This window comes from Wolbachia endosymbiont (group B) of Longitarsus flavicornis (assembly GCF_964028135.1).
In the GTDB taxonomy this organism is placed as follows: Bacteria; Pseudomonadota; Alphaproteobacteria; order Rickettsiales; family Anaplasmataceae; genus Wolbachia.
On record NZ_OZ034758.1, the window covers coordinates 834,002 to 859,817 of the forward strand.

Here is a 25,816-nt window from a genome sequence, read left to right on the forward strand (position 1 = left end):
TCATAACTTTACCCAAACTTCTATATCAAAGCTACGTGCTGTAAGTTCAATGTGGAAAACACATTAACCACTTAGCATTTAATGTCTACTTCATCCATTTTAGTATTAAGACCACCAAACTTGATACTGGTTTCCCTAATTATTTTGGCTAATTTTGCTACCTTCACTTTAAATTTTCCACTACTTGGCATATTATAGCTCCACCTCTTATATTATAACCTACCTATTGATATTACCTCCAAGCTTGGTTACTCCTATCTCAGAAAGACAAGTTGATACTTCTGAATGGCTGTGAACTGAAGCATTACTTAAATAACTTTGAGGCTCTAAACTCATTTGCTTTGCATCATCAACTTCTAATCTACCATCTCTGTTGTGTAATATCTGCTCTATTGATTGATTTAGCAGACCCTTATTAAATTGAGCTATAAACTTTTCAAATTTTTTCGGACTTAATTTACCAGCTTCTTCATCAGGATATGCTTTCTCTACATACGATTTTAAAATCCCTGAAATCTCATTAAATTTACCACCCATGATTTTTCCTGTAACTTCTTTCTGTATTTTCACAAAATCAATATTCAACCGGTGCATTGATATTTTGCTATCCTGTGCAGCTTGCTCTACTACTTTCTCAAATTCCTTTGTAATATTTAATGCATAGCCCTGTGCTTCTAGTGGAGATATAGACTGATCTACTGTAGAAATATACTTCTGACCTGTAACTTTTCTAATTAATAAATCAAGTAATATTATTGTACCATTAAAATCAACCTGTGATAGATAGTGATCTCCCATTTCTAGTATTGTATTTCCGCCACTAGGTTTAAATTTAACAGGTGTTTGCCTTTCACGAATTTGTTTTATATTTGCATTTACATAATCGATGTTGTCTCGAAAGAAACCTCCATTTTCTTGTTTTTTATCTGTACCATCAGATGGTAGTGTGGTACTTGTTGAACTACTACTACTTACCGAAGCTTTAACAAATTGCTCATTAACTTGTGGTATTGAACTTGCAGTATTTGATGCTTCCTCAGATAAAGCAGCTCTAGAATAAAATAAACCACCTACAGAACCTTTTACCCACCCAAACAAACCATTTATCCATGAAGATGGTCTTGTGCCACTACTTGCTGCTATCTCAGGTTGATTACTTGAATCTATAGCAAGAGGTTTACGTGATAAGTGATTATGATGACGACTATGATCTCCATGGTGATGACGGCGTTTGCGTTGTGCAGGGCTTCCTCTTTCTTGATTGAGCTCTTTCTCTAAATAATTGATAACATTATTATGTCCATTATCTCTAGCAATATCTATAGGTGTTTTACTATACCAATCTTTAGCATCGATATTAGCTCCTAAGCTTACAAGGTATTCTACTACATCGAGACGACCACCTTTGGAAGCCCAGTGTAATGGTGTCGAGTAGTTTCCATAAGTGTGGAAACCAGAAGTGTAACCATCCTGCCAGTTAACGTCTACTCCCTTCTCAACAACAAAAAACTTTACAATATTTTTGTGACCATAATAAGCAGCAATATGTATAGGAGCCTGACCATCTGTAGTCTCATATTTCTTAGAATAGAAGCCAGCACCATTCTCTACAAGGAACTTAGCAGCCTCTAAACTTCCAGCTTTAGCAGCATAGTGTAGAGGCCTCCAATAATCATCACCACAATCATTAACATTTTCTCCTTTGCCAACAAGAAAACGTAGAGTTTCCATATCATTATTTTCAGCAGCAAAATGCATAGCTTTTTTACCATGGGCATAATCTTTACTTCTTTCTTCCAAGTATTGAACGATATCTGTATGTCCTTCACCTCTAGCAATGTTTATAGGTGTTTTACCATTCTTATCTTTAGCATCGATATTAGCTCCCAAGCTTACAAGGTATTCTACTACATCAAGATGACCACCTTTGGAAGCCCAATGTAATGGTGTCCACCAATTCCCATGAGATCTGTAACCATCTTCCCAATTAACATCCACTCCTTTCTCGACAACAAAAAATTTTACAATATTTTTATGACCATGAAAAGCAGCAATATGTATAGGAACCTGACCATCTGTAGTCTCATATTTCTTAGAATAGAAGCCAGCACCATTCTCTACAAGGAACTTAGCAGCCTCTAAACTTCCAGCTTTAGCAGCATAGTGTAGAGGTCTCCAATAATCATCACCACAATCATTAACATTTTCTCCTTTGCTAACAAGAAAACTTAGAGCTTCCACATTATTATTTTCAGCAGCAAAATGCATAGCTTTTTTACCACGGGCATAATCTCTACTTCTTTCTTCCAAGTATTGAACGATATCTGTATGTCCTTCACTTCTGGCAATATCTATAGGTATTTTACTATACCAATCTTTAGCATCGATATTAGCTCCTAAGCTTACAAGGTGTTCTACTACATCGAGACGACCACCTTTGGAAGCCCAGTGTAATGGTGTCGAGTAGTTTCCATAAGTGTGGACACCGGAAGTGTAACCATCCTGCCAATTAACGTCTACTCCCTTCTCGACAACAAAAAACTCTACAATATCTTTATGACCATGAAAAGCAGCAATATGTATAGGAGCCTGACCATCCGTAGTCTCATATTCCTTAGAATAGAAGCCAGCACCACTCTCTACAAGGAACTTAGCAGCCTCTAAACTTCCAGCTTTAGCAGCATAGTGTAGAGGTCTCCAATAATCATCACCACAATCATTAACATTTTCTCCTTTGCTAACAAGAAAACTTAGAGCTTCCACATTATTATTTTCAGCAGCAAAATGCATAGCTTTTTTACCACGGGCATAATCTCTACTTCTTTCTTCCAAGTATTGAACGATATCTGTATGTCCTTTACCTCTAGCAATACCTAACGGTGTTTTACCATCCTTATCTTTAACACTGATATCAGCACCTTCATTCACAAGAAATTTCACCATATCGGAAGCATTATAATATACAGCATAGTGTAGAGGTGTCCAACCACTATTGTCTTTAGTATTAATAATAGTCTCTTTATCTGAAAGAAATTGAAATATGTTATTAAGTAGATTCAAATCACCATTGTAAACAGTATAGTGGACAGTGGTCCAGCTTATTGAGAATTGATCCTTGTTTGCAACATCATCTGGATTTCTTTCAGCAGTTTTATCAAGGAAGAGATTTACCATACCCCAATTACCATTTTTAGCAGCATATTGCAGCGGTGTATAACTAAACTTATCTTTTTCATTTATAAGAGACTTTAACCTTTCTCTTTGACGAACGGCTCTTATTAATTCATTAGGTTCTTCATATAAACTATCTTCAAAATTTACACTCTCAATTTTATTTACAAGAAGCCTGACAGCACGTAATCTGCGTCCTTGAGCAGCAATATGAAAAAGTGTTTGATCATCATCATTTTTAGTCTCAATGTCAGCTTCACTTATAAGCAATTCTAGCACCTCTAATCTGTCTTCTCTGTCTTCCTGAGATTGAGCAGCATAGCTTTGCTGATTACTATCACTTGTAGATCTTTTTTTTCTATCATATGCTCTGTGCCCACCTACAGCATAATATGCAGGTGTATTGCCTTTTTTGTCTCTAATCTTAACATTAGCACCTCTACTCATAAGATACTTAACTGCATCAGGTTTATTATAATAGACAGCATAGTGTAAGGGTGTCCAGTTCCAATCACTGTTATTTGTTTTAGCTGTAACATTAGCTCCCTTACTAAGAAGAAGGTTTATTGAAGTTATACAACCTTGCCGAGCAGCTACATGTAAAGGTGTCTTACCATTTCTATCCTTGGCTTCAATGCTAATAGCGTTAGAATTAATGAGTAATTTCATTACATCAAATCTATTATGCTCAACAGCATAGTGCAAAGGCGTCCACCCATACTTATCTTTAGCATTGATATTATCACCTTTATTCAACAGCACTTTAAGCAAATCCAAATTACCCTCTTTGGCAGCATAATGTAGTGGGGATAACCCATTGTTCTCATTAAGAAACTGCTTTACCTTCCGATCTCCTGTTATTTCTGAAGGCATTTGTTTATGATTGTTTATGGCACTAGTATTACAACCTTTCTCTACAAGAAGCTTAACCATATCTAATCCGCAGTAACGAGCAGCAATATGCAAAGGCGTATCACTATACGTATCCGTTCAGAGGTGTGGCTTAAGAGACAATAGATAGAAGGTTTTGAAATGGATTTAACTTTTTTTGCCTCCAAGTGAGATACAACGAAATTATCCGCTCAAGGAATCTATTCCCTCGCTCTGACTGTGCAAAATATGAATTCTTACGATAGACAACATAATGCCGTATTTGTCGCTCAACATGATTATTCGTTAATGGAATATTCTCTGGATCATCCAAAAATGTCCACATCATTGGCTCGGATTTTATAATACCCTTTACCGTTCGTGAAGCTCCTTTTGCTTCAAGTATATAAGATATTTTTATCATGCAGTACTGCATAAATCTTCGTAACTCTTTAGCTTGCTTAGTGAACTTTGAAATACTAATTTCATTTTCTGACAAAGCGTTTTTTAATGTAAATAATCCATTAGCTGCATCTTTTAAACAATGGCCAAGTCTCATTACTTCACTATTCCAGCTATGAGATAACCTCTCGAAATTTCTCAATAAGTGAGCCCAACAAATTTGTCGTTTTTCATCACTGAAGTGGTTGTAAACTCCATATCTGTCGGTAATTACCCGATTTTTGTAATCACAAAATGCACTATTCTTTAAAAACTTCATTCCTCTTGTATCTGCTAACTTCATAAGACTTGCTTTATTGTTGGCAAACATCCAGCACCATTCCAATTTACCTTTGTTATAGTGACTGGTTTCATCAATATGCAAAATTTCGCTTGCTTTCATTTCTTCCTCTATTTGTTCATAGGCTTCTTTACATTTTGACGAGACCCTTGCTTCGCTATTGGACACACTACCAACACTTATACTCATGTTAAAGATGTCTTTCATGATATTCGCTATTTCTCGCTTTGAATTCTTATAAAACCCACTTAGTGATGCAACTACTGACTTAACTCTAGGACCAAAGGTATCAGGTGTAACTCCTTCTGGTAATTTGCTACTCCTTCTTTTTCCGCATTTACGACAGCGCCCATGTTCTAGTTGGTATTCCACTACGTAAGGCTTAATTTTTGGGAGATCAACATTCTGGTGAATATAGGGTTTGTTGCATACTGCAATTTCTCCACCACATTCACAAGTATCATGTAATCTTACTCTAATTACTTCATCTGCTTCCATTTTTATCCGATAATTTCCTTTATGACCAACTTGACCCCCTATCTTCCTGCCACCCTCTGACTTATCTTCTGGTGTGTCTTTTTTTATTTTGTACAGCTCTTTTGAACTTGGTAAAGATGAATTCCTTGAGTTCAAGCCAAGTCTCTCTCTTAGTTCAGCATTCTCTATTTCTAAGATTTTATTTTTTTCTTCAAGCTTTGCTACTTTTTGCTCTAAGTTTTTACATAACTCTACAATACTGATCAACAATTGAAGCATCTAGCCTTACCTTACTATCAACATTTTCTGTTATTATTACTTTGATATGTTATGTCAATTCTTTTTTATCCTTACCATACCTCTGAACGGATACAAAGGAATTGAATTTGCACAGCAACCAGTGTAGTATAAGCTTTTAGCTCTATGCATGGACTCAAAAAAAGTAGAACTGATATTTGAAAAATTCAAGCAATCAAATCCTACGCCAAAAATAGAGCTAAATTATACCAATCATTTTACGTTATTAGTTGCAATAGTTCTGTCAGCGCGGACGACCGATATAAGTGTTAATAAAATTACAAAGGAGCTATTTAGTATCGCTGATACGCCAGAAAAAATGTTGAATCTTGGGCAAAGTGAGCTGAGAAAATGCATAAGCAGTATTGGTTTATATAATTCCAAAGCAAAAAATATAATCGGGCTCAGTAAAATATTGATTGAGAGGTACAATAGCAAAGTGCCTACTAATTTCGATGATTTGGTATCTTTACCAGGGGTTGGGAGAAAGAGCGCTAATGTGTTCTTAAATTCAGGGCTTGGTATTCCAACATTGGCAGTTGATACTCACGTTTTTAGAGTGAGCAATAGAGTTGGGCTTGTGAAAGAAAAAGATGTACTTAAAACAGAGCAGTCTCTTTTGAATGTAGTGCCAAAAAAATACCTACTTTATGCTCATCATTGGCTAGTTTTGCATGGTAGATATGTTTGCAAAGCGCAAAAACCTTCGTGTGAAACATGCATAATTCATGATTTATGTGAGTTTGAATGCAAGAGGTTAGTATCTCTTCTTTTTTAATTCAAGTAGCTCACAGAGGTGAAAAAGATTACTTTACACATTTTCCTTATCATAAGACTGAAGGTATTTTATTATCTTCAATCTGTGCAGATTAAACGACAAAAGTATTATACAGTTGGCGTCTTATTTTTAATTTTTTGCACTATGTGCACCTTATGTCTTCACAATATTTCTAGGTTTTACCTACATAAGCTGAAACGAGCTTATAAAACGTTTAAGACAGTATAGAACGCCAATTTTCAGGATTAGAGAGTAACAACTAGCTAACGTGAGAGATCTTTTGCCTGGTTGGAAAAATGTAGGCGACTTTGGAAAAATTGCGAGCGTAAACTTAATACTAGCCTACAAATTTGCTTTTACTTCTTTCCTCCTCAAAAGATTATGAACAGGTTCTAAGAGATAAGAAATATAAACCAAAAAGCCATTGGATGACAAAGTTAATGCTTTTTTAGTTTTAATGGTTTATATTTTATTTCTATAACAGTAAAGGAATATTAAAATGGGAGATGTTTTTTCGATGTCAATGGAATCTTCTAAAGACAATAAAGATAGAAATGAACAATTTCTCATGCAAGTAGCTGCTTGGTTGGTTGATAACACTAGCTTAACTTTTGATCAAATAGCACAATGTTGCAAGTTATCCCTTGAAAAAGTACAAGACATAGCTGATGAGGAAATAGAAGTTGAAAAGTATGACCCTATTATTTCTGAAATAATTACTGAAAAAGAAATCGATAATTGCAAAAAAAATCCAAATCGTGTACCAAATTTGATTATAAAAAATATAAAAAAAAGGGCAAAGACGATTAGCTTTCTTGCCTTTGCTTCCACAGCAAGGCGTAGAGATAAACCTAATGCGATTTATTATTTGGTAAAAAAATTTCCTATCTTGAACAATAATGTGATAGCTAAGCTAGTTAGTACAACAAATTACACAGTTGAGCAGGTAAGAGATGGATCTCATCATAACATACTCAATATCAAACCTCAAGATCCTGTACTACTTGGTTTATGTAGCCAGGAAAATTTAGAAGCGGAAGTAGAAAAAGCGAAAGTAGAAGAAGAGAAGAAACAAAGATTAAAAAATATAAATAATAGCTATTGATGATTCTCAAATTCTTGTACTTTGTTAATATTAAATTGACTTGACTTGTTAGTTTTTATCAGTATAATGTAAGTAAAGTATCTAGTTTAATAATAATTAAGTCTAAATACGCACTAAAAACTAGCTCAGCCTAATTTATTGTTTTATATTCACATTTTAGGTTAGTAAGCATCAATTAAAATTTTTGGAGGATTATGACAACAATCAATGAAGATGTCTTAGCAAAAGGAGAGGTTGTAGGTCAACCTGAAAAAAGCGAACAAATTCATAATGCTGACGCAGTAAAACAAATGACCAGTGAAGGTGCTGAAAAAAACAAGAAAACATTGGACCTGAGCGAATTGAAAGAGAAAACAGCAGAAGAATTGTTAGAGCTAGCTGAAGAAAGAAAAATTTCAACTAGTGGTAAAGGCAATGGCAGGATGCTAAAACAGGAAATGATATTCAGTTTAATGAAGAAAATGAGTGAAGAAGGAGGCATAACCACAGGAAGTGGAGTAGTGGAAATATTGCCTGATGGTTTTGGTTTCTTACGTTCATCAAGTGCAAATTATGCTCCAAGTACCGATGATGTTTATATTTCCAATGGCCAAATAAAGAAGTTTAATTTACGTACAGGAGATATGGCATGTGGAGAAATAAGGCCACCTGGTGATAAAGAAAGATATTTTACTTTAACTAAGGTTCACAGTATAAACTCTACTGAAATCAGTGAATTAAGAAAGTACGTACATTTTGATAATTTGCTTCCACTTTATCCTGAAAAAAGCCTCATCCTTGAAAACAACAGTAGCGGAGATAATAAAAAAGATATAAACATGCGTGCTGTAGATATAGTTACACCTCTTGGAAAAGGACAAAGAGCATTGATAGTTGCTCCACCTCGTACAGGAAAAACGATATTGCTTCAGCAAATGGCTCACTCTATAGCTACAAATCATCCTGAAATAGAACTAATAGTATTACTTATAGATGAAAGACCCGAAGAGGTAACAGATATGATACGCTCTGTAAAGGGTGAAGTGGTAAGCTCTACATTTGATGAACCTGCCTACCGTCATGTCCAACTTGCTGAAATAGTAATAGAAAAAGCTAAAAGAATGGTTGAACACAAAAAAGATGTAGTGATTTTGCTTGATTCTATAACTCGCCTTGCACGTGCTTATAATGCAGTCATTCCTTCGTCTGGAAAGGTTCTAACCGGTGGTGTAGATTCAAATGCGCTGCAAAGACCAAAACGCTTTTTTGGAGCAGCTCGTAATATTGAAAATGGTGGTTCTTTGACAATCATCGCTACAGCCCTTATAGAAACTGGTTCAAAAATGGATGATGTTATTTTTGAAGAGTTTAAAGGCACAGGTAATGCTGAAATTATACTAGATAGAAAACTTGCTGATAAACGTATATTCCCTGCTATTGATATTACAAAATCCGGAACAAGGAAGGAAGAGCTATTAGTTGATAAGGCCATACTAAATAAAATATGGGTATTGCGTAGGATACTTAACCCTATGGGATCTGTTGAAGCAATGGAGTTTTTACGTGACAAACTACTTTTAACAAAGAGCAATGCTGACTTTTTTAACTCCATGAATCACTAAAAGTAAGCCAATTCTGATGGAGCAAAAAAGCAAAGCTCTCTTATAGCTAAAATAATTTTTGGATTTATCAAAATATATTAAGCTGGCAATCTACCTTAAGTTGCTATTCCAACTTATAGCACTGATTTTGATCAAAAATTTTATGTAGTCAGTTTATTTACAATCGATTTTCCAGTGTCAGCCACTTAGATGACATCTAATATCAATTGTGTACCAGTGTTGAAATGACCCACTCAAAAGGGGATTGTATTTACTCTGAATCAGATGATAAATTAGATGCTTGGTAAGCGTAATTTGGAGCTTCCTGTGTAATGATTATATCATGAGCATGACTTTCTCTTAACCCTGATGAAGTAATAGTGACAAATTTGCAGTTTTTTTTCATCTCTTCTATATTACGGTTGCCAGTGTAACCCATTGCAGCTTGCAACCCACCAATTAACTGACAGATCACTCCTGAAGCTGGACCTTTAAAAGGAACTCTTGCTTCTACTCCTTGTGGGACTAAATCAAGTTTTGAATCTTGAAAATAACGGCTAGCTGACCCTCGTTTCATTGCACTAATAGATCCCATTCCTCGATATTCCTTATATGCTCTACTCTTATACATGATAATCTCACCTGGGCTTTCCTCAGTACCAGCAAAGATTGAACCTATCATCACAGTATCAGCACCAGCTGCAATAGCTTTTGCAACATCTCCCGAATATTTTATTCCACCATCAGCAATTAGTCTGACGTTTTTTGCTCTACACACCTCTGCAACATTCTTGATTGCAGAGAATTGCGGCATACCAACACCTGTAACTATTCTGGTAGTACAAATTGATCCGGGCCCTATTCCAACCTTTACTGCATCAACACCAGCATCAATTAACGCTTCAGCAGCCTCCTTTGTTGTAATATTTCCGCCGATTAATTGCGTATTCGGATACATCTTTTTTATTTCCTTAATGGTGCTGATAACGTTCTCGGAATGACCGTGAGCGGTATCTACAATAACCACATCGACTTCCTCTCCGATCAAAGCTTCACATCTTTCTATACCATCTTTTTTACCAGTACCAATTGCAGCGGCAACTCTGAGTCGACCTTTACTGTCTTTACATGAATTTGGATATCTATTGTATTTTTCGATGTCTTTAACTGTGATTAGACCTATGCAACAAGAATTTTCATCAACAACCAAAAGCTTCTCTATTCTATTTGCATGCAACAATTTCATTGCTGAGGCGCTGTTTACTGCCTGCTCTCGAACTGTTACTAACTTATCTTTTGTCATTACCTCGGAAACTTTTATATTCATGTTCTGGTCTTCAATAAACCTCACATCTCGATTAGTTAAAATTCCCACTAACTTGCGTTGATCAACTACAGGAATGCCGGAATAATTATACTCTCTCATTAATGAAACTGCTTCTGCAACCGTTTTATCTGGGGAAATTGTAATTGGGTTATACACGATCCAGCTTTCATATTTTTTCACCCTTCTTACTTCTAACACTTGTTCATCTATTGATAAATTCTTATGTATGCAACCTATTCCACCATGTTGGGCAATAGCTATTGCAAAGCCTGATTCAGTGACAGTGTCCATTGCAGAGGATATGAGAGGGATATTTAGTTCTATATTATTTGTTAGATAAGTTCTTGTGTCTGCATCACGAGGCAATACATCAGAATAGGCCGGTAAGAGAAGTACATCGTCAAACGAATAACAAGCTTCCATTTTTTTCATATGCTTTATTTAAAGCTTATACGCCAATTAATGAAATTGCAATAGAGCTTTTGCAAAATTAGCCTGGCTCCAGCTATTTTTAGATCAAAATAGGATAGAAGAGGGATGTAGCTCCTAATATATTTATCGCAAAATTACATTATTTGCTAGCAAACAGAACTGCTCAATAGTTAAGCTTTCTGGACGTTCGTCTCCACTCAGTTTAGCATTCTCAAGAGTAGTTGAGACATCACTAGTTATACTTTGCAAGCTATTTCTCAGCATCTTTCTTCTTTGAGCGAACACAGCACGTGTTAGCTTTGTTAAGGTTTCTAAATTTACTGCAAATCTTGGAGTGGGTAAAGGTTTTACTGTAATTACTGAAGAATATACTTTTGGTCTTGGAAAAAATTCCTTAGGTTCAATATCAAATTCCTTTTTTATGTCGCATAGTAACTGGCTTAGCACTGATAGGGAACCATAATCTTTAGAATTAGGTTCTGCTGTAATACGCTCTGCTACCTCCTTTTGGAACATTAACGTCAAATTCGTAAAAAATTTTATATTATTTAACCACTTTAAAAATAACGCTACTGAGATATTGTAAGGCAAGTTAGCAATGACTTTGACTGGACATTCTACCAGCTCTTTTTCTACAACATTAAGTGCATCTGCTTCTATAATTCTATATTTTCCCTGATGCTCATTTAGCAATTGTTCGTGATGTTTCACTAAACTACTATCTTTTTCTATAGAAAGTAGAAACTTTGGATTATACGCCAATATTTCTCTTGTTAACGCACCATACCCAGGACCAATTTCAATAACATTAAAATCTTTCAGGCTACCAGCTAAGGCAACTATTCTTTTTGTTATCTCATTCGATAAAATAAAATTTTGCCCTAGACTCTTTTTTGGCTTCAGTGAAAATTTTTTCATATGATCTTAGTATGCAGTTTTTTAAAAATTAGTTGACGAAAATTCATCGATAATTGTATATTGTCAGTGTATTAAATGCCGGCTTAGCTCAATTGGTAGAGCAACTGACTTGTAATCAGTAGGTTGTCAGTTCAAGTCCGACAGCCGGCACTCTCATTCATATAAGAAAAATTGATGTCTTTTTTAATAGTAGCAAATTGGAAAATGAATGGAACACGTTCTTCATTTGTTGACTTTATAGGCAAACTTAACAACAAGAGCAACGAAATTACCTCTAAATTAGTAATTTGCCCTCCTTTTACATCATTTCCAAGCAGTATAGAGTTGAACAATAATATTAAAATAGGAGGACAGAATTGCCATCATAAAGAGTTTGGTTCTTACACAGGTGAAATTAGTGCAGGAATGTTGAAGGAACTAGGATGTAGTTACGTAATACTTGGACATTCTGAAAGGGCTCATGAAAAAGATAGTGAAATAAAACTTAAATCGAAAACAGCAATAGAATCAGGATTACACCCAATCATCTGTGTAGGTGAAAACTCAGAAGATTATAAAAATAAAAAAACAAAAGAAGTAATAGAATATCAATGCAAAAACCGTTTGCCAACACAAGGTGAATATACCATAGCATACGAACCGATATGGGCAATAGGAACAGGAAATGTGCCAAATAATGACGCAATTGCTGAGGTGATAGAGATAATAAAATTGTGTGCTGGTAAAAAACACATTATATATGGTGGCTCAGTCAGCTCAGAAAATATAGGAAACTTGCTCAGTATTCCAAATCTATTAGGAGTTTTAATTGGTAGTGCAAGCTTAGATTTTGATCACTTTTATCAAATTATACAACAAGTCGAGAAAAAACTTTCTCTTAATTAATTCTAAAGGATAAATACTCTTATTGTAATGGTAAGGGAGTTGGCAAAATGTGTCAAGGAGTTTTCTATTGGCTAAGGTTGTGACAATAAAGTTAAGCACTGCCAAAAACTATGGAAGAAGTCATTATAATTTGTATTATATCTTTATAAAATGGTTCGCATAAGTTATCTAGAAGTGCAACTAAACAAATACAAAAATCAAAGTGTTGCGGTTTTCGGCCTTGGTAAAACTGGTTTGTCCGTTATTAATGCTCTAACAAAAAGCAGTGCAAAAATATATGCATGGGATGATAATAAAGAGAAAATAGCAAATGCAAAAAAGATATATAAAGAGTGTAACTTTACTCATCCCAATGAGTATAATTGGCATGAGATAAGCACACTAATTTTGAGCCCTGGAGTGCCAATACCAACGCATTGGGTAGTAAAACTTGCAAGAAGCTTTGACTGCAAAATAAAATCAGACATTGAGCTATTTCTTGAAACTAAAACTACAAGCCAGAAGGTTGTAGGCATCACCGGAACAAATGGCAAATCAACCACCACGTCACTAATAGGGCACATATTAAAATCCACAGGGAAAAAAGTAGCTATTGGCGGGAATTTAGGTGTGCCTATTTTGGATTTAGAAAGAGATGCAGAAATTTATGTAATTGAATTCTCCTCTTTTCAATTGGAGCTAATAAATAAAATTAATGTAGACATTTCTGTATTGCTCAACATCACACCAGACCACATAGATAGACATGGAAGTATGAATAACTACATAGCAACTAAATTAAAACTGATAAACAGTAGCAAGATTGCCGTGATAGGATGTGATAACAAAATTACCGCTGATGTATTCAATAAATTCACTGGGAACAAAATTCCAATCTCAGCTTCGATGTCACCCTCTTTGTCATCCCAGTGCCTAGGCACTGGGAAACTAGAGAATCATAGCTTATCAGTAAGCGACGTGAAAATAAACCTAGTATCCAATGTAGAAAATATAGTAGCTGCACACGCTGTGTGCAAGTTACTTGGAGTAGATAGCAGCACTATTGTCAATGAAATCAAATCCTTTCCAGGGCTAAGACACAGAAATGAATTTCTTGGCAAAATACATAATGTACTTTTTATCAACGATAGCAAAGCAACCAATGCAGAATCGACCGAAAAGGCAATTTTATCTTATAAAAACATATATTGGATTGTTGGCGGAAAAAGCAAAAAAGGCGGAATAGAATCATTAAGCAAGCATTTAACCAAGATTAGAAAAGCTTTTCTTATTGGAGAATCAACTGAAGTTTTTGCAAACATTATGGAGAACAAAATAGATTATATGAAGTGCTATAATCTAGAAAACGCATTTAAACTGGCTTTTGAAGAGGCCATAAATAGCAAAGAAGAAGTAGCGATATTACTTTCTCCTGCATGTTCTTCTTTTGATCAGTGGAAAAATTTTGAAGAGCGCGGTGAAGCATTTTGCAGAATGTTTGAAAATCTCAGGTACAATTATATGTGATGTTTAGTATAATATTGTATGGAACAAAAGTTAATAGTAGATGAGCTGATTAAGGTTATTCCATTTGAAGGAATAAGTGATGCAACCTTATTGAAAGTGTGCACGAACCTTAACCTAGCCAATAGTTTTTGTAAATTTCAAAATGGAATATATAGTGCTTTGGAGTACATAGCAGAGGACTTAAATAGCTCAATGGAAACTGAACTTTGGAATTCCAATTTAGAAGATATGAAGGTAAGAGAGCGGATAAAGTTAGCTGTCCAAATACGCCTTTCAAACTATGCTAAGTTACAAAATTACAGAGAGTTTTTAAAAAATGTTTTATCATTCTCTATATTACCCCAAAATACATATTTTTCTAGTAAACTCTTGTACAGAACTGTTAGCGCAATTTGGTATGGCATTCATGATCAATCAACAGATTTTAACTACTATACAAAAAGAGCAATATTAGCTGGAGTGTACTTAAGTACGATACTTTTTTTTATCAATGATTATTCAGAAGATTTTGCAGATACCCTGTCGTTTCTTGACAAACGTATCAACAATGTCATGACATTTCAAAAGTTTAAAACCCGTTTGAATAGAATGGTAAGAAACTTCTTATAGCCTCTTTACTTATACGAGTTACTCGTATTTATACCTAAAGCTGCCTTGATTTTTATGTTAAGATAATTGAACATCCACTAACAGTGAGCTTAACAAAGAACTTGATTGAAAGCAATACATTAGAAAGTAGTTTTGCTGGAAACTTGAAGTAGACAGAATTGATACACATAAAGCTGATCCATGTACAAAAGTATCTGTTCAGATACACGACTAATGCTGTGTGATCCATAGAGGTTATTACAATAAGAATGTAAGATCAAATAGAAATTTGGATTTGCAGTAGTTTATAGACCTTATTACAATTGCAAAGGATAAATTCTAGGGTTAAACTACGTCTGAGTTGGATAAAACTATACAAAGAGTTGGGTCATGCAGGAAAGGTATGTCAGCATTATGGTATTTCACGTTTTACCTTACGTAAATGGTACAAACGTTATGAAGAGTTAGGTGAAAAAGGATTAGTAGATCTCAGTAGTAAGCCTAAAACTTCACCTTTGCAAAAGATCAATGACTCAGATGAGCAGCTTATTCTTCATCTAAGACAAACTAGAAAGCTAGGGGCAAGGCGTATTCAAACCGAGTTAAGACGTCTATATGATTTATCCTTGTCATTGGATACTATACACAAAATTTTCAAAAAACATGATGTAAGTCTTCTGCATGTTAAACGTCATTATCGCAAACAGGTCAAGCGTTATAACTGTAAAGTACCTGGAGAGCGTGTGCAGATGGATGTGTGCAAAATATCGTCAGGGCTTTATTCAGGAAATTGTGGACTTTAATATATCGGATTTAGTAACTTCAATAAATTGTGATATCTCTCTTACAGATTCATTCAAACTTAATTAAGTGGGAGTATTGTTAATGTGAAAAGGGTTTAATTAAAATGGTATGGCGTGTGAGGAAGACATACATCAATTGGTAGAAAGTGGATTTGATATTAACTCAAAAGATGTAAGCGGAGTCACTCTCTTGCATAAGTTTACAAAAGAAGGCGATTTAGTTGGAGTAAAATCATTATTAGAGCACGAAGCTGACTTTAATGTTGTGGACAATGAAAATAGAAATCCACTGCATTATGCTATTATGCATGGACACAAAAAAATTGCTAAACTTCTTGTTAATCAACTGACAATTAATTCTAGAGATAAAAATGGATTTACTCCACTTCACCTTGCTACACTACAAGATGACACAGAATTAATGGATTTTTTAATAACAAAAGGCGCAAAAGTTAATGAAAAAGATGCTGAGGAAGGCTATACTCCTCTTCACATAGCTTCATTATACGGTTCTAAAAAGAGCGTCCAGATTTTAATTGATAGCGGAGCAAATCTTGAATGTGAAGATAACAACTTTCGTACTCCTTTATTTTTGACCATTTATCAATGTACTACACATTATGAAAGTAGAGCAGAGATTATAGAATATCTGATAAAGAAAGGTGCAAACATAGAAGCAAAAGATGCAGAAAATAATACTACGCTTTTTCTAGCAGCATATAACAACAAAATGCAACTGGTAAAGCTTATTGTAAAGCAAGCAAAAGCTAAGTTAAAAGAGTTTATTTGCACAAAAAATAAACATGGTTTTGATGCACTGGATTGCGCTATTAAGCATAATAATAGGCAAATGGTAACATTTCTTGTTTCAAAGGGAATAGAAGCAGATGACCAAGATTGTAGCGGTAACACCAGGTTACATAAAGCTAGCTATAATGGTGATACTAAAGCAGTTAAGTTCTTATTGGAGCTTAAGGTAAACGTTAATGCCGTCACTAGATGCAACAGAACTCCTCTGCTACTTGCAGCTAAAAAAGGCCATGTAGAAATTGTAAGAATGTTGTTAGCAGTAAAAGCCAATATGAATATTTGTGATCAACAAGGTTTTTCACCTCTGCATCTTACTATTCAAAAGGATTATTTTGATATAGCTCAGCTATTAATAGAAAAAGGGGCAATTAATTGTAGTAATGATTATACTGCAATAGATATGTTTATTGACAAGGCTCATAGCAAAAAAAATATTGAAGAAAATTACAAAAAATTTTGTAGATTTTTGATACTTTATTTGAAGGAGCTAAATAATAAACACAAAGCCTTTTGTGTACTTTCAATCCTAGCTCTAAGCTTAACAATTATAGGTTTACCATTTATTTTCAAGCCTATTATTAAATATAGAGAAAGAAGTAAAATATATAAAAAAATTAGGGCTATGCTGATTTATATTTAAGTATAACAGGAGAACTAAGCTAATATATGACAATTATCTGCTCGATAAAAATGGAATTAAATGTATCCGTTTAGCAGAGTGGCAAAATAAAATAGACAAAACCATAAAAATAAATGGTGTCATGCAATTTGAGCTTCGGCATAGATCCCACATAAATTTTTTGGTACATATTTTTTCAACATTAATTTCGTATTCCATTCAAAGAATATTAATATTGGCATATAAGTATGAATATTATGCTAATATAATTACTTTTTAGGTATACATGGCAAATTTATGCCTGGAAACAGTTTTTCCTACACTTTCTTTATAAAAATCACAGGCGCCTGTTATTAGCTAAAGTAAAGGTCAAGTATCTGGAATTCTGGACATAAAATCCTCCTGTATAAAAAGATTAGAAAAAAATGCAGCGCACATATGACAGACCGCTGAAAAAGATACGCTACGTTTTTTATTGAAAAGTTAACTGAAAGTCTGCAGACAAAGATAGATTTTGAGCTCTTAAAATATCTCTAATTGTCATTATAATCAGATTCAAAATATGCGGAAGTAATTTTTTTTGACAATAGATTTCTTGCATAACCAAGTGTCATTCCAGCTGGGATCCAACTAAGTTGGTAAACACTTTACAACGTTTTTTGCGCGAAAAGGCTGGATGCCAGTGTCAGCTACTTGCATGACATCGTCTTGGATGAAAATCAGTACGTGATGCACCAAAAATTGTGCATCAAAAGGGTGTCATTTGAGTAACTTTTTTGTTGTCATGCCAGTGTCAGCTACTTGCATGACACCTATTTGTTCCTATGATAGTCTTATCTGTCTATCTTATTTTGCTACTCTGCTGAACAGATACGTTTTTTTTACCTTTTTTATTCTGTAAATTTTTTAGTATTTGTATGTTTAACATAAGAACTACACAAGACTACAAATGGTGAATCAGCATTACCTTAAAGAGAGTACCCATATTTTCAGTTAACCTTAAAAATTCACTGAAGATCTTATTCTTCTGTTCATTACTTGCATTTTCCATTAAAGCTTGTGCTCTTTCCTTTATACCAAAAAGGTGTAAAAATTCTCTTTGAGTCAAAATCTCACAATTTACGTGCCTTAATGAATCTTTTAATGATTGAAAGTTCACAAGTGCAGTGATGTCACTATTACCGACGTTTTCAAGAAAATTAGTATATTTATGCTGCCTTATCGATTGCAAAGTGCTCTTATATTCAGGATATACATAACCATAATCTATAATCAGGGCAGCTCCTCCGTTATTGACTATCTTATTCTCAAGTTTCTTTAATATTTCGATTCCGGCTAGGCATACTTCCACTACTGCACCATTGAAACCCCCTGTCATTCCAGTCTGGAATCCAGTTTTTGGTCTGGTTAAGCACTGGAGTGACAATGAAAGACTGCCATCATCTTGTTTTATTACTCTATTTTCATACCACTGCTCATCACGATAAATAAATTGGTCAATTGGAAGGGCGTCAAATAACTCATTTGCAAAAAAAATAGTTGGCTGATTTGGTAAGTTGTCGACATCTGTGTGCCAATTAATATCTAATCCCTTTAATTTCCCCTTTTGTGTTTTCTGTAAAAGAGGACTTATTTCAACTAGGTGAATGTTCATTGAGCTAAAAAAACAGCTGTATTTTTTAGTAACTCTTATTATATCGTGAATGAGTGTTCCTTTACCTGGTCCAAGTTCAACTAGAGAAAATTTTGATGGCTTTCCTAATTTTTCCCATGTATTCATTATCCACACTGCAATTGTTTCACCAAATAGCTGACTAATTTCAGGCGCAGTAATGAAGTCACCATCTTTGCCAAGTGGTAATTTATTCATGTAATAACCGTACTCTTTATGATATAGAGCAGCACTTATGAAATCGCTGATAGATATTGATCCTTGGCTTTTATCAATTAATTCGTGTATATAAGTGAGCATATTATTAATAAACATTTAACTATAGCGTGCCATACTATAAAATAGTGGAGTATTTATATATATAATATAAGTTTAAAAACATATGAGTAGTATTGCTTTGGTTATGGACAATCAAGATACGGATTATGTTACCCTTATACCTCAAGATGATGGTATTGAATATAAATTTAAAGAAGCTATCAATTTTGTAGAAAATAAGGTTGTAAGTGCTGATGGATTAACTTTAGCGGAGGTATTTCAAGCATTGGTTCAAATGTTGAATGGTGATCTAGAGTTAGTAAAAAAAGTGTTAGCATATACTAATATTATGGTAAAGCATGGAATGAGGGTAGCAAAAGAGTCACAGCTAAGCAGAGCCGATGTTCGTCGAGCTTTAGAAGGCAAAGAAAGTGTGTTTAATAGGCAAGATTTTATCAAAAAACCACCTCTTGTATCTTCTATAAAATCGGTTAAAAAGAAAAGTAGAGGTCTTTAAATGGCTGAGTCTATAAAAAAATTTACTGTACAGTGTGATTTCAAAGGACAGAATGCACCTTTTGCAGTATATATAGGAAATCCAAAGGGTGATACTCATCCAATTCACCATCAAGATTCATGGCTTGCAAAGGAGCGTGGAGGAAACATTCCTAATAAAGTTAAAGAAAGTTTGCAAAAATTATACAAGCTGTCTCAAGAAAACGGGATCTCTTTTCCAGAATTATGCGCATATGCCATTACTATAGTTAGTAATAATGATAAAAAAAGTGACGGTAAGTAGTTAGATTCTCAATATTTCATTTATAGAAGTTTTTGATCTCGTCTTCTCGTCCACTTTTTTTACTATAACTACGCAATAGGTTGAAATGTTGTTTTTAGGTGGAGTAGATCCTGGTACAACTACAGAGTAAGGTGGTACTTCACCATAAAATATCTTGCTTGTTTCTCTGTCAATAATTTTTGTTGATGCTCCAATAAACACCCCCATACTAAGGACTGATCCTTCTCTTATTATAACACCTTCGGCTACCTCACTGCGCGCTCCAATGAAGCAATTATCTTCTATAATGACTGGAGAAGCTTGAATAGGCTCGAGAACTCCGCCTATTCCCACTCCACCGGAAATATGGCAATTTTTTCCTATTTGTGCACAACTACCAACTGTTGACCAAGTGTCTATCATTGTGCCAGAATCAATGTATGCACCAACGTTGATAAAGCTTGGCATTAGAACAACATTTTTACCTATGTAAGCAGATTGGCGGACAAAACATCCAGGGACTGCTCTAATTTTTGACTGGTAAAATTTTTCCTCATTCCATTCACTAAACTTGCTACCAATTTTGTCAAACCAGCAATTGGTATTGTCTATTATTTTGCTTTCCTCAGTGAGAAAATGTAATAATATTGACTGCTTTATCCACTTATGTACTATCCATTCTCCACTTGATAGCTTTTCTGCTACTCTAATTTTACCACTGTCAAGTAACTCAATTACCTCTTTGATTATTAATCTTGCTTCGTGTTTTAGATTATAGTCGTTAAGTTTTTCTTTATCTTTCCAAATATTTTCTATCTCATCTTGTAATTTTTTAGTTGCAAATTTTTCATTTATTATATACATATTGATATCAAATTTATATTATTTTATACGTAAGCACTATGAAAATACAATGTCATAATTGTACTAAAACTTACTTAGTATCTCGTGGGCAAATAGGTGAATCTGGAAGAAAAGTGAAATGTACAAACTGCAATCACATGTGGCATGAGTATCTAAAAGAAATGTCAAGTGAATTGTGCCCTGCTGGTATACAAGAAAAAAAAGCTAGCTGGAGGCAAAGTTTAACTCTAGCTTTTGCAACAGTTGCAGGGTTATGCGTTATAATTGTTGGTGGTATCTTTCCAGGAGAGGTAAGTAAGATATATAAAGCAGTTAGTTCATATAAAGATTCAATAAGCCATAAATTAGGATACAAAAAAGTGCAAACGGAAAATTCAAGTGCGAGAGAACTTGTTGTAAATGAGTTTTATCAAGATTACCTTTTTCTATCTAATTTTAGATCTAATTAAATAGGCATAAGTCATCAATGTTATGTAAGTAACTACACTTATTCCTTTATGGTAGTGTCATTCCAATGTCAGCTACTTTCATAACACCCTATGGTTGTTATTACATCGTTTACTATAGATTTGTTTCAGAAGCTTACATCCAGAAAACTTGTATAGATTTTTTCTACTTCTGTGATATTATAAGCCTGTGATGATAAAATAAGTGGATATGGATAAGTCAGCGTATGAAATCATAGAGCATGAGTATGATGTGGTGATAGTAGGTGCAGGTGGAGCAGGGCTTAGAGCAACACTTGGAATGGCTGCAACTAATTTTTCAGTTGCCTGTATTTCTAAGATTTTCCCTACACGGAGTCATACAGTTGCAGCACAAGGCGGAATTAGTGCAGCCTTGAGCAACATTGCTGAAGATGACTGGCGCTGGCATGCATATGATACAATAAAAGGTTCAGACTGGCTTGGCGATCAAGATGCAATAGAGTATATGTGTAAAAATGCTGCCAAAGCTGTGATTGAACTTGAAAATTTTGGTGTACCCTTTTCTCGTACGGAAGATGGAAAAATATATCAGCGTGCCTTTGGTGGAATGACAACTCACTTTGGTAAAGGAAAATCGGCTCAGCGTACTTGTGCAGCAGCAGATAAAACTGGGCATGCAATTCTTCATACTCTATATCAGCAATGTCTTAAATTTAACGCTGAATTTTTTGTCGAATATTTTGTAATCGATTTGATTATGGACAAAGGGACATGCTGTGGGGTGATAGCTTGGTCGCTGTGTGATGGTACGTTGCATAGATTTCGTGCACATTCTGTGGTAATAGCAACAGGTGGTTATGGACGTGTTTATTTCTCTGCAACAAGTGCACACACTTGCACAGGTGATGGTAATGGCATGGTGGTAAGAGCTGGGTTGCCACTTGAAGATATGGAATTTGTGCAATTTCATCCAACAGGAATATATGGCTCAGGGTGCTTGATGACGGAAGGATGCCGCGGTGAAGGTGGGTACCTTGTTAATTCTCAGGGTGAGAAGTTTATGGAACGTTATGCGCCAAAGGCAAAAGATTTGGCTTCTCGTGATGTAGTAAGTCGAGCAATGACAATTGAAATTAGAGAGGGAAGGGGAGTTGGGCCAAAGAAAGATCACATGTACTTGAATATATCGCATCTTGATCCGGAAGTGATCAAACTCAGATTGCCAGGTATTAGTGAAACAGCAAAAACCTTTGCAGGAGTTGATGTTACTAAAGATCCGATACCTGTTATTCCAACTGTTCACTACAACATGGGCGGTATTCCAACCAACTATCATGGAGAAGTGATAACACTGAAGGAAGGTAAGGAAGAAGTAGTGGATGGATTGTTTGCAATTGGAGAAGCGGCATGTGTTTCTGTACATGGTGCAAATCGACTTGGCTCTAACTCGCTTCTTGATCTTGTGGTTTTTGGTAGAGCTGCCGCGCTTAGGGCAAAAGAAAAATTGAAACCTGATACACCACATAAAAAATTGCATTCAGACTGCACAGACTTGATAGTAGATAGATTTAATAAAATGCGATTTGCTTCTGGAGAGTTCAAAGTAGCAAAAATACGAAGTGAAATGCAGCACACTATGCAGAAATATGCATCGGTATTCCGTGTTGCTGAAGTTTTAGAGGAAGGTAAAAAAGCTATAAAAGAAGTAGCAAAAATGATGCCTAACATTGCAGTTGAAGATCGCAGTATGATATGGAATAGTGATTTGGTTGAAGCGCTGGAGCTTGCCAATATGATTCCACAAGCAGTTATTACCATGGAATGCGCAGCTAATCGCGAGGAAAGCAGGGGTGCTCATGCTCGTGAAGATTTCCCTGAACGTGATGATAAAAACTGGATGAAGCATACTATAGCATGGCTTAAAGAAGAGAAAAGCCAAGTTAGTGTAGAAATTGACTATAAAAAAGTTGCTGAAAAAACTCTGAGCGATGAGATTGATTTCATCGTCCCGGAAAAGAGAATTTATTAGTTAACCCATCTGGTTTATTTATAAATTGACGTAGTATTGATACATAGCTCATTTGAGTAGCTGGGCTTTCTGTATGTTCTGACTGCTCTTGTGCTGCTGAGTTGTTAGCTAAATTTTGTTGTTCAGTAATATTTTCAGGTTGTTTTGCAGCTAGGTGATCATCTTTACGGCTTTGCTTATCGTTGGTTAATTCCTTAACAGACTTCCTAATGTCGCTAAGTCCCAAAGTGAATATCAGACAGACCACTCCTGTTATAGCTATGATGGGTAACGCTGCTCCAATTGCAATTTGTCCTTGGAAGCAAGAAAGTGTTACCATTGTAATAATAGTAGTTGCTACTGTGATTGCTAACAATACACTAGCTCTCCTGCCCGGATCAATGCATTTCCATACAGCAGATGCTCCTTTTTTTACACCAGAACCTAGCTTTTTAATGCCTGATTGACATTTTTTCGAAGCAGTTCCACAGTGGTATTTTTCCTCAAGCTTCTCTTTTAGTTCTTTAGCTTTCTCCTGTGCTTTCTGTGGAGTGCTTGAACAATCTTTTAGATCTCGTAAAGTTAAATAGTACTTTTTAGTATGGAATTCTGGATCTTCTAACCATAAAGAATCAGGGTTAGCACCGTTTTGTAATAATGCTGCACAAAACTTTGTTGTATTATCATAATTAGTTGCTAAATCAAAAATTGTTTCTTGCGATAGGTATTCGATACTTTTTTTTTCTGCTTTTTTCTTTAGTGCTAATTCTAGAGGTGTATTTCCTTGCCTGTTAGTTGCTTTTATAGCTTCATCTAATTTATCTTCAGATATTTTTCTTTCTTTTACTAAGGCTGATATTAATTTCAAGCATGTAACTTTTTGCTTCCCTCTCAGCAAGGCAATATGGTGTAAAGAATTATTGCCATTTGCATCTTTAAGGTTAATATCTGCTCCTTTTTTCAATAATTCCTTAAAAGATTTTTCATCTTTATCTTTAATTGCTAAATGTAGTTGATAATTATCATTACTATCTGGAGTATTTATGGTATGGGCTATAACTTCTTCAACTTTTGTTTTTATTTCTGGTTTTCGCTCAGCCAATTTTTCTAAAAATTTAAGATAGTATTCATTTTGCTTTTTAGATAATTTTTCTAAATCCTCTGTAGGTAAGCTTAGCTTGGCTCCATACTTTAACAATTTTGCAAGAAACTTAAGTGTGTTATCGTTATCTTGGATTGTGTGAGAATCATGTTTCCCTTTTATTATCTTGTTAATTAGTGCTACCTGAAAAGGAGTCTTTCCTTCTTGATTTTCACTATCAACAAGTTGTACTAAATTTTTCTCGTTAGCTATTTTTATCAAGGTATCTAGAAACTTAAGCTTTTGTTTCTTTTTGAGCGATGCAATAAGGTGTAAAATATTATTTCCTTTTTCATCTGTTATGCCACTGATATTTGTGCAATCTTTTAGGTATTTTCTAAATTTCCTGTTGTTTCCATTTTGGATTGCATTTAGTAATTGAACGTCATTATCAGAATCCGATATTCCGTTTATTCCATCTTCAAAATCGCTATCAGAATCTGATATTCCGTTTATTTCATCTTCAAAATCGCTACCGTAGCCACTGTCTTGTTCGCTGTACCTACTAAAACAACTTTTAGTGACTTCAGAAATTACTTGGTTTTTTGTTTCATTTGATATTCTTTTCGATCGTTCTATTACTTCACCTAGCACTGGAAGGAAACATTGGACATAATATCTATGATATTTTTCCTGTTCTCTAAGCGATTCTTCTAATTTAGTTAATACTTCAGGACTAGCGCCTTCCTTAAATAACCTTTTACATTCCTTGAGTGTTCCATCTCGACTTCTTGGTTTTTCATGCTGATGTTTTTCTTTTTTTACCTTTCTCTCTATAATATTATACAATTTCTTGTCTTTTTTATCTTGTTTTTTATTTTTGTTTATATATTTATCTAGTTTGTTTACATTAGTAACTAATACACTTAGATCTATACTCATATTAAAACCTCAATATTAAAAGCTATTTGGCGTTAACGAATTGTATTAAACTTTTAAATTGAGCTAGATGTTATCGAAATATAGGTGAAAAGGCAGAAAACTAGTTTCTATTAGAAAATCTATTGTCATAGTCAAATCCCCACTTTAGCACTTGTCTACTATTTTAACTATTTTATCTTAAAAAATAATAAATGTGGCTAAACTGTGAAGCATGAGTGCTCTGAAAGAGACAAATCAATGTTTTTATAGATCTTTCAAACTTGATTTTTCTTCTAATTTTTTAAGCATTCCTTTACTTAGTATTGATTTTATCTCTTCTACGCTTTTATCAAGATCATCATTAATTATTACGTAATCATATTTATTACTTTTACTTATCTCTTTTTGCGCTTCGGCTAATCTACGCTCTATTTCAATTTCATCATCACTATTACGCCTTTGTAGACGCAGTCTAAGCTCTTCCATTGAGGGAGGTAGTATAAAAACACTTACAACTTTTTCTCTTAAGATTTCAAACAAATGAAATGCTCCTTGCCAATCTATATTCAGTAAAACACTTATTCCACTGCTCAGGTTTTGTTCTATAAAATCTTTTGGTATACCGTAAAAATTCTCAAAAACTTTGGCATATTCAAGCATTTGACCAGCCTTACATAGTTCGTGAAACTTTTCTTCAGTAACGAAAAAATAGTCTTTTCCGTTTACTTCACCGGGACGAGGTTTGCGTGTAGTCATAGAAACAGACATAACTAAATCAGTTGATTGCTCAAGTAATTTTTCTGATATAGTAGTTTTTCCAGCTCCAGAAGGAGAGGATAGAATCAGTAGTATGCCCTCATTTTTTACGGTCATTTTTCTTTATTTAACAAGTACATTA

20 protein-coding genes, 1 tRNA gene and 1 pseudogene are annotated in these 25,816 nt (G+C 34.6%); 14 read left to right on the forward strand and 8 right to left on the reverse strand.

All coding sequences use genetic code 11. From position 1 onward, the window contains the following. Nucleotides 1-219: 219 nt before the first annotated feature. Nucleotides 220-4,104 carry an ankyrin repeat domain-containing protein gene (locus tag ABWU45_RS03855; protein ID WP_353279072.1) on the reverse strand — a complete coding sequence of 1,295 codons (3,885 nt, stop codon included), beginning with the start codon at nt 4,102-4,104 and terminating at the stop codon, nt 220-222. A 70-nt stretch (nt 4,105-4,174) separates the two neighbouring features. Continuing rightward, nucleotides 4,175-5,527, reverse strand: a complete 1,353-nt coding sequence (tnpC, locus tag ABWU45_RS03860) for an IS66 family transposase (RefSeq protein WP_353279066.1) — start codon at nt 5,525-5,527, stop codon at nt 4,175-4,177. Nucleotides 5,528-5,687: 160 nt separating this feature from the next. Here tnpC and nth point away from each other — a divergent pair, with 160 nt between their 5' ends. The 4 genes and pseudogenes from nth to rho all read left to right on the forward strand — a co-directional run bounded on the left by nth (nt 5,688) and on the right by rho (nt 9,041). Beyond that, nucleotides 5,688-6,335 carry an endonuclease III gene (gene nth, locus ABWU45_RS03865; protein ID WP_353279039.1) on the forward strand — a complete coding sequence of 216 codons (648 nt, stop codon included), beginning with the start codon at nt 5,688-5,690 and terminating at the stop codon, nt 6,333-6,335. 270 nt (nt 6,336-6,605) lie between these two features. Beyond that, nucleotides 6,606-6,720, forward strand: a pseudogene (locus ABWU45_RS03870) (IS5/IS1182 family transposase); the annotation flags it as partial. Nucleotides 6,721-6,834: 114 nt separating this feature from the next. Further along, nucleotides 6,835-7,440 (forward strand): cell cycle transcriptional regulator TrcR, encoded by a 606-nt coding sequence (locus ABWU45_RS03875; RefSeq protein WP_010402270.1) that lies wholly within the window; start codon nt 6,835-6,837, stop codon nt 7,438-7,440. Nucleotides 7,441-7,634: 194 nt separating this feature from the next. Next, entirely contained in the window at nt 7,635-9,041 is a 1,407-nt protein-coding gene (rho, locus tag ABWU45_RS03880; RefSeq protein ID WP_264378026.1) for a transcription termination factor Rho, read from the forward strand. Between the two features lie 250 nt (nt 9,042-9,291). Here rho and guaB read toward each other — a convergent pair whose 3' ends face one another. Together guaB and rsmA are read right to left on the reverse strand one after the other, a co-directional pair. Next, nucleotides 9,292-10,779: an IMP dehydrogenase gene (guaB, locus tag ABWU45_RS03885; RefSeq protein ID WP_353279040.1), complete on the reverse strand. Its 1,488-nt coding sequence runs from the start codon at nt 10,777-10,779 to the stop codon at nt 9,292-9,294. A 123-nt stretch (nt 10,780-10,902) separates the two neighbouring features. Further along, a complete protein-coding gene (rsmA, locus tag ABWU45_RS03890) occupies nt 10,903-11,697 on the reverse strand; it encodes a 16S rRNA (adenine(1518)-N(6)/adenine(1519)-N(6))-dimethyltransferase RsmA (RefSeq protein WP_211908479.1) in 795 nt (264 codons plus the stop codon). Between the two features lie 77 nt (nt 11,698-11,774). Here rsmA and ABWU45_RS03895 point away from each other — a divergent pair. The 6 genes from ABWU45_RS03895 to ABWU45_RS03920 all read left to right on the forward strand — a co-directional run bounded on the left by ABWU45_RS03895 (nt 11,775) and on the right by ABWU45_RS03920 (nt 16,929). Then, a tRNA-Thr gene (locus ABWU45_RS03895) sits at nt 11,775-11,847 on the forward strand. Between the two features lie 24 nt (nt 11,848-11,871). Next, nucleotides 11,872-12,582, forward strand: coding sequence for a triosephosphate isomerase (locus tag ABWU45_RS03900; RefSeq protein WP_353279041.1), 711 nt, complete (start codon nt 11,872-11,874; stop codon nt 12,580-12,582). 150 nt (nt 12,583-12,732) lie between these two features. Beyond that, nucleotides 12,733-14,088 (forward strand): UDP-N-acetylmuramoyl-L-alanine--D-glutamate ligase, encoded by a 1,356-nt coding sequence (gene murD / locus ABWU45_RS03905; RefSeq protein ID WP_353279042.1) that lies wholly within the window; start codon nt 12,733-12,735, stop codon nt 14,086-14,088. Nucleotides 14,089-14,106: 18 nt separating this feature from the next. Continuing rightward, on the forward strand, nt 14,107-14,697 hold the full coding sequence (locus tag ABWU45_RS03910; RefSeq protein ID WP_007301970.1) for a COQ9 family protein: 591 nt from the start codon (nt 14,107-14,109) through the stop codon (nt 14,695-14,697). Nucleotides 14,698-14,999: 302 nt separating this feature from the next. Then, a complete protein-coding gene (locus tag ABWU45_RS03915) occupies nt 15,000-15,479 on the forward strand; it encodes a helix-turn-helix domain-containing protein (protein ID WP_353279043.1) in 480 nt (159 codons plus the stop codon). 109 nt (nt 15,480-15,588) lie between these two features. Then, on the forward strand, nt 15,589-16,929 hold the full coding sequence (locus ABWU45_RS03920) for an ankyrin repeat domain-containing protein (RefSeq protein ID WP_353279044.1): 1,341 nt from the start codon (nt 15,589-15,591) through the stop codon (nt 16,927-16,929). 922 nt (nt 16,930-17,851) lie between these two features. Here the strand turns inward: ABWU45_RS03920 and ABWU45_RS03925 are convergent. Then, nucleotides 17,852-18,880 carry a class I SAM-dependent methyltransferase gene (locus ABWU45_RS03925; protein ID WP_353279073.1) on the reverse strand — a complete coding sequence of 343 codons (1,029 nt, stop codon included), beginning with the start codon at nt 18,878-18,880 and terminating at the stop codon, nt 17,852-17,854. A gap of 82 nt (nt 18,881-18,962) precedes the next feature. Here ABWU45_RS03925 and ABWU45_RS03930 point away from each other — a divergent pair, with 82 nt between their 5' ends. Continuing rightward, nucleotides 18,963-19,355: a hypothetical protein gene (locus tag ABWU45_RS03930; RefSeq protein WP_264374965.1), complete on the forward strand. Its 393-nt coding sequence runs from the start codon at nt 18,963-18,965 to the stop codon at nt 19,353-19,355. Next, nucleotides 19,356-19,637, forward strand: coding sequence for a DUF2610 domain-containing protein (locus ABWU45_RS03935; protein WP_007302102.1), 282 nt, complete (start codon nt 19,356-19,358; stop codon nt 19,635-19,637). On the opposite strand, the gene dapD is transcribed toward ABWU45_RS03935, so the two are convergent. Continuing rightward, complete coding sequence (gene dapD / locus ABWU45_RS03940) at nt 19,638-20,480, reverse strand: 2,3,4,5-tetrahydropyridine-2,6-dicarboxylate N-succinyltransferase (RefSeq protein WP_353279045.1); 843 nt, start codon at nt 20,478-20,480, stop codon at nt 19,638-19,640. A 38-nt stretch (nt 20,481-20,518) separates the two neighbouring features. On the opposite strand from dapD, the gene ABWU45_RS03945 reads away from it, so the two are divergent. Together ABWU45_RS03945 and sdhA are read left to right on the forward strand one after the other, a co-directional pair. After that, nucleotides 20,519-20,929, forward strand: a complete 411-nt coding sequence (locus tag ABWU45_RS03945) for a zinc-ribbon domain-containing protein (protein ID WP_264374967.1) — start codon at nt 20,519-20,521, stop codon at nt 20,927-20,929. Between the two features lie 208 nt (nt 20,930-21,137). Continuing rightward, nucleotides 21,138-22,937 (forward strand): succinate dehydrogenase flavoprotein subunit, encoded by a 1,800-nt coding sequence (gene sdhA, locus ABWU45_RS03950; protein WP_353279046.1) that lies wholly within the window; start codon nt 21,138-21,140, stop codon nt 22,935-22,937. On the opposite strand, the gene ABWU45_RS03955 is transcribed toward sdhA, so the two are convergent. Both ABWU45_RS03955 and gmk read right to left on the reverse strand, forming a co-directional pair. Continuing rightward, nucleotides 22,909-24,939, reverse strand: a complete 2,031-nt coding sequence (locus ABWU45_RS03955) for an ankyrin repeat domain-containing protein (RefSeq protein WP_353279047.1) — start codon at nt 24,937-24,939, stop codon at nt 22,909-22,911. The genes sdhA and ABWU45_RS03955 overlap by 29 nt on opposite strands. Before the next feature lie 243 nt (nt 24,940-25,182). Beyond that, nucleotides 25,183-25,791, reverse strand: coding sequence for a guanylate kinase (gene gmk / locus ABWU45_RS03960; RefSeq protein WP_010406904.1), 609 nt, complete (start codon nt 25,789-25,791; stop codon nt 25,183-25,185). Between the last annotated feature and the right edge of the window lie 25 nt (nt 25,792-25,816).